The sequence below is a fragment of the uncultured Methanobrevibacter sp. genome (assembly GCF_902771435.1).
Lineage (GTDB): Archaea > Methanobacteriota > Methanobacteria > Methanobacteriales > Methanobacteriaceae > Methanocatella.
On record NZ_CACXXB010000005.1, the window covers coordinates 76929 to 88498 of the forward strand.

6 protein-coding genes are annotated in these 11570 nt (G+C 36.0%); 4 read left to right on the forward strand and 2 right to left on the reverse strand.

The annotated features are described in order from the left end of the window. Positions 1-51 precede the first annotated feature (51 nt). Positions 52-630 carry a dTMP kinase gene (tmk, locus tag QZU83_RS02490; RefSeq protein ID WP_295609381.1) on the reverse strand — a complete coding sequence of 193 codons (579 nt, stop codon included), beginning with the start codon at positions 628-630 and terminating at the stop codon, positions 52-54. Between the two features lie 81 nt (positions 631-711). Here tmk and QZU83_RS02495 point away from each other — a divergent pair, with 81 nt between their 5' ends. Genes QZU83_RS02495 through QZU83_RS02505 form a run of 3 tightly spaced genes read left to right on the forward strand, consistent with a single transcriptional unit; the run spans position 712 to position 7638 of the window. Then, positions 712-3213 (forward strand): U32 family peptidase, encoded by a 2502-nt coding sequence (locus QZU83_RS02495; RefSeq protein WP_295609382.1) that lies wholly within the window; start codon positions 712-714, stop codon positions 3211-3213. After that, entirely contained in the window at positions 3213-5636 is a 2424-nt protein-coding gene (locus QZU83_RS02500; protein ID WP_295609383.1) for a U32 family peptidase, read from the forward strand. Before QZU83_RS02495 ends, QZU83_RS02500 begins: the two co-directional genes overlap by 1 nt. A gap of 49 nt (positions 5637-5685) precedes the next feature. Then, positions 5686-7638, forward strand: coding sequence for an endonuclease MutS2 (locus QZU83_RS02505; protein WP_295609387.1), 1953 nt, complete (start codon positions 5686-5688; stop codon positions 7636-7638). Between the two features lie 159 nt (positions 7639-7797). Here QZU83_RS02505 and QZU83_RS02510 read toward each other — a convergent pair whose 3' ends face one another. Further along, positions 7798-10935 carry a C1 family peptidase gene (locus QZU83_RS02510; RefSeq protein ID WP_295609384.1) on the reverse strand — a complete coding sequence of 1046 codons (3138 nt, stop codon included), beginning with the start codon at positions 10933-10935 and terminating at the stop codon, positions 7798-7800. 179 nt (positions 10936-11114) lie between these two features. Between QZU83_RS02510 and QZU83_RS02515 the strand changes: the two genes are divergently transcribed. Continuing rightward, entirely contained in the window at positions 11115-11267 is a 153-nt protein-coding gene (locus tag QZU83_RS02515; protein ID WP_295609385.1) for a hypothetical protein, read from the forward strand. Positions 11268-11570 lie beyond the last annotated feature (303 nt).

Consider the following 11570-nt stretch of genomic DNA (forward strand, 5'->3'; position numbering starts at 1 on the left):
GCTTTTTAAATCTGCTTGAGAGTATTGCAAATCCCAACTTTCGCATCCCGTTTAAGGTATGCAGTCAGGACAGATTCCAAGATATGGTGCCACTGCCTTTTTGATATCTGAAGATACTTTGTTAATACCGTTGTTTGCATCAATTACTTCAGAGGTATAATTTTTAGCCAAATTCAGATAGTTCTCTTTGACTCCTGTTAAAAATTCCACGTTTTCAAATGTGTCTTCACCTGAAGTTCTTGCAACGGATTTTTCAACATCCAAATCCAGCAAAATCAACAGATCCGGTTTTTTGGCATATCTGTTTAAAATTTCAATCCACTCAGCATCCCCCTGATAAGCCAGGGATGATATGAATGACCTGTCTGAAAGGATTATTTTTGATTTGTCTTCCAATTTATCCATTATCAGCAGCCTGTCTGCTGCAAAAAGAAGCCCCAATACTCTCTGAACCCTCTCAGTGTTTGCATCAGGACGCTGCAAAATCTCCCTAATCAGTTTTCCGACTTCAGAATCTGTCGGTTCAACCTGAAGCTCAACTTTAAATCCGTTAGCTTCAATCCATTCCTTAAGCATTCCAATTTGGGTTGATTTTCCAGCACCGTCTATTCCTTCAAATACTATATACATAAAATAGAATATGTTTTAATTTAATATATAATTAATTACAAAAAGATAAATGAATAAATCAATGCAAGGTGTTTAAATAAAATGGTTTTAGAAGAATTATTGGCTCCGGCAGGTTCCTATGAAGTGTTGGTGATTGCTGTCAATGCAGGTGCCGATGCTGTTTATATTGCAGGTCAGAATTATGGAGCAAGAGCTTATGCAAAAAATTTCACGATGGATGAGATTGAAAAGGCTGTCAAATATGCTCATTTGAATGGCGTTAAAGTCCACGTTACTGTAAATACTTTAATAAACAATTTCGAAATTGTCGATGTGATGAAATATCTCTTTGAACTGTACAAAATTGGGGTTGATGCGGTCATCGTACAGGATTTTGGTCTGATATGGCTTTTGAAAACACTCATTCCCAATTTGGAAGTTCATGCATCAACACAGATGGGACTGAACAACTATTCATCAATAAAATGGGCTGGCAAAAACAACATAAAAAGAGTGGTGCTTCCAAGGGAAGTAAGCATCGAACAAATAAGACAAACCACCGAACAGCTTAAAAAAGACAATATCGATATGGACATTGAAGTGTTCGGACATGGGGCACTGTGTTACTGTGTCAGCGGAAAATGCTACATGTCATCATACAACAGCGGAAGAAGCGGAAACAGAGGAGCCTGCGCACAGCCATGCAGAAGGGAATACCGTCTCAAATACAGAGGATACAATATTGGAAACGGATATCTTCTCTCAACACATGACCTTGCAACCTACAACCATCTGGACGAAATTGCTGATGCGGGAGTGAAATCCCTTAAGCTTGAAGGCAGAATGAAATCCGGAGACTATATAGGAACCATAGTCAACAGCTACAGAAATCTCATCGACGGAAATCCGGGAGACTATAAAAAGGACCTTCACCTTGTCTTCAACAGACAGTTCACTGACGGATACATGATGGGAGACAAACCTGGAGATGTGATGGGAAGAGGCCATTCCGGCCATGAAGGCCTCTACATTGGAGACATCACAAACATTGAAAACACCAAAGTCACAATTGAAATCAAAAACAAGGAAATTCCAGTCATTCTGGAGCCTGGTGACGGCATTGCATTCAAATACAACGGAAAAATCAAAGGGATTTATTTGGAAAACATCATAAAACAGGATGAAAATGAAATCATCATTGACACAACACGTCTCGTCAAGGTCGGAACAGAAGTATTCATCAGCTATTCCAAAGCCACCCACGATTATCTAAAACAGTTTGAAAAGGAAACCGTCAAAAACAATGTTCCAATTAATCTGTCCATGACATGGGATGAAAATCTGAACCTTTTTACCAAAGTGGAATTCAACATTGACGATGAGCTGATCAATTTCAGACATAAGACTTTGGGTAAATTCGAAAAGGCCAAAAACAAACCGGTAACCGAAGAGGTTATTGAAAACCAGCTCAACAAGACTGGAGGAACACCGTTTTACATTGACAGCATCAAATTCAACAACATGCCGAGCGACATCTTCATACCTATTCGTGAAATCAACCAGATCAGGCGTGAAATATTGGATACCACCACTGAACTGCTGGAGAATCACTACACCCCAACCAAAAAATCCGTCAAAGCTGTTCGCAAAGATTTGACCAAATTCTTTGAAGACTATGAGAACAATCCCGGCAAAATCAAGAAAAAAACACCTAAACTGTCAGTATTCATAGATGATCTTGCCCAGATTAAGGCAACATCCGGCTTTGATTTGAAAAGAATTTACTTTGATGGAAACTGCCACTACAACAACCCCGATGACTATTTCAAAAACATAAAGGAAACATTGAAAAAAGGCAGCCTGATGGCCGCCCCGACAGAATTCGTCTGGGTCCTATCATCATTCATATCTGAAGAGGAAGCCGTAAAATGCAATGAAATCATAAAAGAGCTGGAAAATGAAGGAATCATCATCTCAGTAATGGGCGATTTTCCTGGAATGAAAGAGATATTCGACTGTCCGATTTATGGGAATCATAATCTGAACGTGTGGAACAGCTTCTGTGTGAGAAACCTGAACTCTTCAGGATTCAAGTCATTGATACTCTCATCAGAGCTTTCAGGCAACGAGATAAAACAGCTGGTTCAGAGAAACCACGACAGAAACATTGATTTGGAAATGATTGTAAACGGAAACCTGGAAGTTATTGTAAGCAAGGATGACTTTACCAACCTGAATGACGGCAAGGACTTCATAATTTCAAATGATGCTGATTATGCGACCCTAGAAGATAAAAAAAGGAAAAAATTCAAGTACAAAATATTTTTCGACTACAACAAACAAAGCCACATCATAAACAAGGACTGCCTGTGTTTAATTGAGGAGATAAATGAAATCAAAAAAATGGGTCTTGATTCACTGATACTTGACTGCAGATACTCAAATGAAAAGTATACCACCCAAATTTTATCAATCTATAATGAAAGCCTTAAAAACAAGGACGACGAAGAACTGACCAAATACAAATATCAGATTATGGATTTCTCACAATCATACATTAACAAAGGCAATTTTATTGAAGGAAGATTACACGAGGACAAATAATGAGAATTCCCGAATTGTTGGCGCCGGTAGGATCAATGGACCATCTGAAAGTGGCGATTAATGCCGGAGCCAGTTCCGTCTATTTATCCGGAAAGGATTATGGAGCCCGCAAATATGCAGCCAACTTCACGTTAGATGAAATCAGTGAAGCCGTGAATATAGCCCATCTGCACAACGTTAAGGTTTATGTTACCGTGAACACGTTAATCAAGCAGGATGAGCTTGAGGACGTCATGAATTATCTCTCCAAGCTGTATGCAATGGGAGTTGATGCGGTTTTAGTTCAGGATTTGGGCCTGGTCGACTTGATAGGAAAACATCTGCCCAATCTAAATATTCACGCCTCCACACAGATGACCGCTGAAAACCAGCTTAAACTTGATTACATTGAAGAGAAGGGAATTAAAAGAATTGTCCTCCCCCGTGAGATGAGAAAAGAGGAAATCATGCAACTCAAGACAAATATGGAACTTGAGATTTTTGCCCATGGAGCCTTATGCTACTGTTATTCAGGACAATGCCTCATGAGCAGCTTTAAGGGCGGGCGAAGCGGAAACAGAGGAACATGTGCACAACCATGCCGTCAAAAATACAGGATAGGCGGTATCAAAAGAGAGGATTATTATCTCTCCCCCTGCGATTTGAGCCTATTCAACCGACTGAAAGAAATTGCCGAGCTGAATATAGCATGCATCAAGATTGAAGGGAGAATGAGAAGCAAGGAATATCTTGCCATCACAATAAGTAATTACAGAAAGGCTCTAAATAAATTAAAAGCCAAAAAAGAATTAGAAAGTGAAGAAATAAGTTTGGTGTTTAACAGAGGATTTATCGAAGGTCAATTCAGCCACCAATCAAAAAGGAGCCTGAGGGCAGGCCACATCGGGCTGAAAATAGGTCGTGTCATTGATTCGCATAAAAACAGGATTGCAATCAGGCTGAATGACAGGCTTGAAAATATTCCAGAAAAGGGAGACGGCCTTCTGATTGTGAAAAATAATCAGGATTACGGCCTTGAGATATCCCAGAACCCGACAATAACAACATTGAACCACTTCAAAAAAGGCAAGAATAAGGAAATAAAAGACCTGAATCGAAAAGACAGAGTCATGATTGTTAAAAAGGTATGGCAAAACAAAAAAAGTAATTTTAATTTAAATGAGTCTGACGTGTACCTGACCAAAAGAAACAAACTTGCCAAAAAGGTTAAGGAAATAGAAAGCAAAGGCAACAGTTTTGTCAAATCCAAACTGATTCTTACTTTTTCTGTTAAAAACAGGTTTCCTGTACTTAAAGGAAGGCTGACGCTGGCAAACAGGAAGGAAATACAATGTGAAGTGAGGGGAAACACCCCATTTGAAAAGCCCCTTAAAAAGGCAGTCGATGTGGATACAATTAAAAAGCAGCTCTCAAAAACCGACAGTTATCCGTATGAAATCACACAGATTAACGTCAACTATGACGGAACATTATTCATCCCAATCAGCAAGATAAATGAACTTAGGAGAAACTTATTTAAAAGCCTGGAAAACGGAGTAAATGAGCTGTACAGGCACAAATCCAAGAAAATAAAACTGGAAAATAAAACCAACATTAACGACTGCAATCAGACAAACATAAGCTATTATACAAATAGTCTGAAAGATTTGGAAAATATTTCAGGCATAAAAAGAGTTTATCTGGAAATTCCAAACGGCAACGACAATCTGGACATGAAATTCGAGGAAAGCTATAATCTGAATTATATGATCAGCTTTTTGAGGAAAGCCTATGAAATATCACTTGTAAAGGACTATGAACTAATCTGGAAATGGCCCGACATTGCCCACGACAGGTTAATAAAGGCATTGAATAAAGTTAGAGGAATACTGAATAAGATGCACTACAGCATCCCAATCATGAGCAATGCATTCAACGGAGAATACGGACCTTATTCCATGAACATTACAAACACACAGACCATTGAAAGCCTTGAAAACTACAAGATTGTGACATTGTCACCTGAACTTACCAAAAAGGACTATGAGGACATCATTACCTGCTGCAGCAATCCAAATAAAATTGAAATTCTGGTTCAGGGATCAGTAGAGCTGATGAAAAGCAGATATGCCCTATTAAATGAAAACGAACTTAAAAGGAACTATGAAAACAAATTGATTGACCGGAAAAACAACATATACCCGATTCACAAAAGCATATCCAATGAGGAGATAATTATCTTCAATGACAGCGAGCTCTCACTTCTGGATGAAATCAGTCATCTTAAAAGCATCGGTTTTTGCAATTTCGCAATTGACGGCAGGTACAAAGATGAAAATCATTATAAAATTATTGACATCTATAAACAGGCATTGAACGGAAATATTGGCAAAAAAGAACTGCCGAAATACAGTCCAAAAAATACATTTGGAAACTACAAATAATACTCATCAAATGCTCTCGGCAAATATTGAATATATACTTAAATACTAAATTATATTACAAAAGGGTTTGGTAAAAATGCAAGGAGAAAGAATCACATTGCAAAATATAAAAGGAATAGGAGATAAAATCTCTGAAAAAATATTAAACAGCGTTGGAGGAGAGGAAGAACTCCAAAAAATAGTTGATAATGTTGATGTTGAAAAAATAGCTAACATTGAAGGAATAAGTCAGAGAAAAGCAATTGAAATAATGAACCAACTGCTGAACAATCCAACTTATGAATTCATTAAAAGTGAAAGGGCTATGGAGCTTTATGAAGACATTATTAACAAAATCCTGTCCTATTCAAATACAACATATTCAAAAAACAGAATATTGCTGCTTTCTCCTACAAAAGACATTGATAAAATCAATTCCCAGCTTGATTTTGTAATGGATGCCAAAAAACACGTTTCACAGCTTCCAATAATCAAATTAAGAGGCCTTATGAAAAATTTAAGGGAAGTTGAAGAAGCCAAACCCGAATATGATCCAAGCAAAGCCATTCTGGTTGAACGTGAAGAGGATAATTCCTACCTTACAGACCTCGGCCTGAACCAATACTACCCAATCATTACTGCAAGCGATTCACCATTGCTTCAGGAAGAAATGATGAATTACGATTTGGTATTTTATGTCTACTCACAGGGAATCCTTGATTTTGAAGGCATGCCAAATCTCGTAATGATCAACATTGAGGAAAATGATTATGAAATCGTTCCAGAAAAAATAATCAATTTCTTTATCCAGAACAAGGACCTGTTCAGCAGGGTTCATGAAATTCAAAAAATCAGAAATAAGGAAAGTGTCCTGGGCGACATAATCCCAATCATCGATGAACTGAATATCATCGACAAAAGGGAAGTGGATATTGAAGAACTTGTCTTATCCCTGAAAGATGAGATGGATGAAGAGTTGGAAAAATCTATAAAAAATATTGATCTTGAAGGAGATGAAATACTTAACTTATTAAACAATAACTTCCCTCCAAAGATAAGTAAAATATTTGATGAAATTATAAATAAACGCAAAGATATAATCCGTGAAAAAACAGGCATAAGTTTTGACCCATATCTTCGAACATATCCGATTGAAATTGATGAAACAGAAATCCAAAGGGTGACTCTGGAACAGTCATCCAAAAAGGAAAACGACATTTTTGACATCAAGAAAAGTGCTGCAATACAACTTAATTCCATTAAGAAAAAAGCAATTGAGGAAGTTGAAGATGCAATAAGGTTCGACTATGAATTCAGTCTGGGAAGCTTTGCATATGAATACGGATTATGCAGACCACAATTCAGCGATGAAATAAAATTAAACGGAGCTCTACATCTGGAGCTTGCGCTTAAAAAAGACAAAGATTATGTTCAGACAGTAGACTATCAGCTAACAAAAGATGAAAACATTGCACTTTTAACCGGAGCAAACAGTGGAGGAAAAACCACCCTTCTTGAAACATTGACACAAATATCCATAATGGCGCAGATGGGACTTCCTGTAAGTGCAGACAGTGCTGAGATAAAATTATTTGATGAAATTTATCATTTCTCTAAAAAACGTTCCCTCGATGCAGGTGCATTTGAATCATTCTTAAATGTGTTCATACCAATCGTCACCACCAATAGTGAAAAGTTAGTATTACTAGATGAACTTGAAGGAATAACAGAACTTGATGCGGCAGTTAAAATCATATCAACATTCATAGATATGATAAAAGAATCCAATTCCTACGGAGTTATTGTAACTCATATGGCCAGAGAGCTGATGAATTACACCGATATCCGAGTAGACGGTATTGAAGCTAAGGGACTGGATGAAGATTACAATTTAATTGTTGATAGAACACCCAAAATGAATTTCCTTGCAAAAAGTACCCCCGAATTGATTCTAAAAAGAATATATGAAAAATCAGATGATGATTTAAAAGCAGTGTATGCCAGAATTTTAGAAAAATTCTAAACACATATACTACTTTTTACTATTTTAACCTTTGAGAAAATGTACTTTTAGCCCTACACGATAATACACCCATCCACCATGAAACGGCATCAGAATATAGCTCTAATGTAGAAGAATGAAATATACTGTAAATAAAAAAAAGAAGTAGATAAAAATTATCTACTTAACTTTAACAGTTGTTTTAATTGTGTCTTTAACGTAAGTCACTTTGACAGTGTATGTTTTACCTTTTTTAAGCTTTTTGATAACATTCTTTTTAATGGTAACTTTTGCTACACCTTTGTTGTTGGTTTTAGCTTTGTAGGTTTTGCCGTTAAATTTGAATTTAATGACTTTACCTTTAATGAGTTTTCCATTAATTTTAAGTGTTGCAAGTAAGGTAAATTTCTTGGCTGTCTTTTTGACAGTGACTTTCTTAGTTTTAAGTACCTGTTTTACAGTGACAGTGTTTTTGTAGGTTTTACCTTTGAATTTGGTTGTTATTGTGTATTTTTTAGGAATGTCTGTTATTTTAATTTTAGCTATTCCGTTTTTGTTGGTTGTTACTGTTTTTGTCTTTTTGTTGATTGTGAATGTGACTTTTTCACCTGCAACAGCAACACGACTGTCAGCAGTTACAACTTTAACAGAGAAGTATTTGCCACCCGCATAATCAACAGAAATGTCCTTATTGTTGATGATTTTGGTGTCATCAGCAACGGTGTAGACTTTTAGACAAGCAATATAACCTAAGTCATAAGCATCTTTCCAGGTTTTTCCATCAAATGAGACAAATGAAATATTTTGAGTATAATGAACCCTAGTATCTTCTAAAAGAGTGTATGGCGCCCAATTTGATGTTATTTCCGCTTTAAATACATCACCTTTTTTGACTGGTACGTAACTACCTAATTTGATAGTGTGATAACCAACATATGGAGACACTCCTTCTTGAGTCAATCTTAATTCATCGTTTACAAAAATTTTGACTGTATAATTGACGCCGCTCTCATTGAAGTATGTTCCAACACCGGCAATCAAATCGTCATCCAATGCTTCAAAGACATTCATATAACTTATAGTTCCATTGCTTTTCGCAAAATGAGAGAGCCATGTAATGTCATATTGATAGTTTTTATTGTATGGTACAGTATTTTCGATTATAGGTATGGCGGCGTAATCAGTGACCTTGCCCGGCTTATATGCCAGAAGTGATCTGTCATAATATGAAACATAGACGACTCCGTTGTCTCCCCAGTCAGAACCATAACTGTTTTTGATAATCCATGCCCCATTGCCCGGAGGAGTGTATAGGAATTTTTCTTTTGGGAAATTATCATCCCATCCGATAATGGATACTTCATGGTTTGCAGTTTCAGGCAAATCGGCATATTGTGCACAGGTTTTCGGATTATAATACTGAGCTTCATCATCGAATGAAGCTTGTCCGAAAAAGGACACATCCAGAGACCCGTATTTCAGGATTGCCAATTTAATTTGTGTACCGTTAGGAATTTCATTATTAGGTATGAATATCACGTCCTGAACATGAATGTCCTTGCCTGTTGTGATTGGCATTGTAATTTTTCCAAGCTCATCATAAGTATCTACGCCATATGGAATTGCTCCAAGCCAGCTCAATAAATAACCAACAGAAGCAAGATTGGCTCCCCCTTCAAATACATCCATAGCTCCATAAGGGGAATATCTCATAACAGTTTTCATGTTATTCATAGAAACGTTAAATGGAATTCCTGTGGCTTTTAATAATACTGATTCTAATGCTGCAGACATTCCGAATGTCCAGCATGCACCCATCCATCCTTGATCTCTGACTGGTGACACCCATCCCCAGTCACGCAAATCAAATTTGCTTGGAATAACATTAACATTAATGCTATTGTTAACCGGAGTCAACTGCATACCTTCTCCAACCATTATTGTTGCATAGAATGTATTGTTGGTTGAAACAGTATCATTATTGAAAACATTGCTTGCATCTATATTGTATTTTTTAGTAAAGACGCTGAAAATGGCATTTGTATTGTTTTTGAATGTTGAACCTTTAATGTTGAATGAGGTATCATATGCATAGATTGCATTTCCTGCACCTGCAACATTATTGAAAAACTTGGAGTCAGTTATATTTAGTGTAGAGTTATCGGAGAATATTGCTCCACCATAACTTGAATAATCGTCAATCAAGTCAACACCATTTGATTCAAAAGTACAGTTGTTGATTTCAGTTGCTGTAAATGAAAGGTAAATTGCTCCACCATTGATGGTAGCATGATTGTTTATGAATTCTGAATTGTTTAGCCAGAACTGTCCACCCAATTGGACATATGCTCCAGCAAATTCAGAAGAGGCATCCTTAAATTTGGAATCGATTATTGTCACATTACCTTCATTGCTCGCCACATATCCAGTAATATCTGCATAGATGGCACCAGCATTTCTGGAAGATGTAGTGTTTATGAATTCACAATTCTTAATGTAGAGTTCACCGCCTTCCCTAAGGCTCATTGCACCTGCAGTAATATTAGCTTTTAAATTAATAAATCTGGAATCAATTATTCTAATCTTGGAACCTACAAGATATATTGCCGGCGAATATGTGGCAGTGGTATTGGCAAAGGTAATGTTTTCGAGATACAATTGGGCAAGGGTGCCCATGACCTGACCCGCTTTAGCATATATTTTTGAGGTAATGTATGAATTGTAAAGATTTAGTTTTCCTGTCGCAACTGCAATTGATGATCCGCTTTCACCAGCATAATTGTCAATGAATTTGGAATTGTTACAATTAATAGCCATATCTTCGTAGAGTGCTACAGCACCACCATTTTTACTTGCATAGTTGTTTATGAATGTGACATTGTTTAATGTTAATGATTTAGATGTATAGATTGCCCCACCTTTTTCGGCATTACCGTTGATTAGGATTAAATCGTTTATTGTCACGTTGTTTGCAGTAATGTTGAATATTCTTGAATGATTTTTTGCGTCAATTGTACGGCCATTACCATTAAGTACAAAATTGTCCTTAGCAATAGCAATTCCGTTTTTGTTGTCAGTTTCATTGTTGAAAGCATAGTCCCGATTTAAATCTAAAGACGTGCCCGTGTTTTTTATTTCATCAGTCAAGTTACTGAATGAACTTTCTCCTGTCGTATAAACATCATTGTCTGTACTTTCTAAAGGAATATCATCCGCATCCGAGACGATATCTTCAGAAATGGTGTCAGTTGCACTAACTGCACCAACCATAAGAATAGTTAGGATTAAACTCATTATAAACAGGTATTTAAACTTCATATTAAAATATTTGAATATAATATATAATAAAATTTAAGATTTAGTTTAATGTTTTAAAAATAAATGATTCAAAATGTGATTATTATCTAAAGAAATTATGATTAAAAATGATCGACATTAAACTTTAAGAAAAATTTATATATAATATAACAAGACATCATATATATGGAGGTTGAAAAATGGATAGAGGAATGGAATGGCTTATTGGCGGAATATTGGCTTTAATTGTTGCAATTGTTGGATTTTATTATACTAAAAAAGTTACTACATTTATATTTCCAATCTTATTAATTTTCTATGGCGTTTATAGAGTGCTATCAGGAAAAAAATAATATTCCCGTTTAAAGAAAAATATTCTATTCAGAAATATTAAATATCAAATCAGTAAAACAACATCACCAACATATCAGTAAATAATGAATCAATTTCTTCCCAATAATCATAAACTATTAAAATACCAATATCAGAATCTTCAGTATCCTTACTTGAATGAGGATGTGTCAAAATTTGTTTAACAAATTTATCCTTATTCAATCTTAAAAAAATCTATTTTTTGCTTAATATTAACTTTATTGATGTGAATTTTACTAAAACTCAAAGTCTGTTGTAATTTCCTGTATACTCTCACTTTGCAT

Coding starts and splice junctions, on each gene's coding strand:
- QZU83_RS02515 (WP_295609385.1), top strand. CDS start 11,115: ATGGATAGAGGAATGGAATGGCTTATTGGCGGAATATTGGCTTTAATT.
- tmk (WP_295609381.1), bottom strand. CDS start 630: ATGTATATAGTATTTGAAGGAATAGACGGTGCTGGAAAATCAACCCAA.
- QZU83_RS02500 (WP_295609383.1), top strand. CDS start 3,213: ATGAGAATTCCCGAATTGTTGGCGCCGGTAGGATCAATGGACCATCTG.
- QZU83_RS02510 (WP_295609384.1), bottom strand. CDS start 10,935: ATGAAGTTTAAATACCTGTTTATAATGAGTTTAATCCTAACTATTCTT.
- QZU83_RS02495 (WP_295609382.1), top strand. CDS start 712: ATGGTTTTAGAAGAATTATTGGCTCCGGCAGGTTCCTATGAAGTGTTG.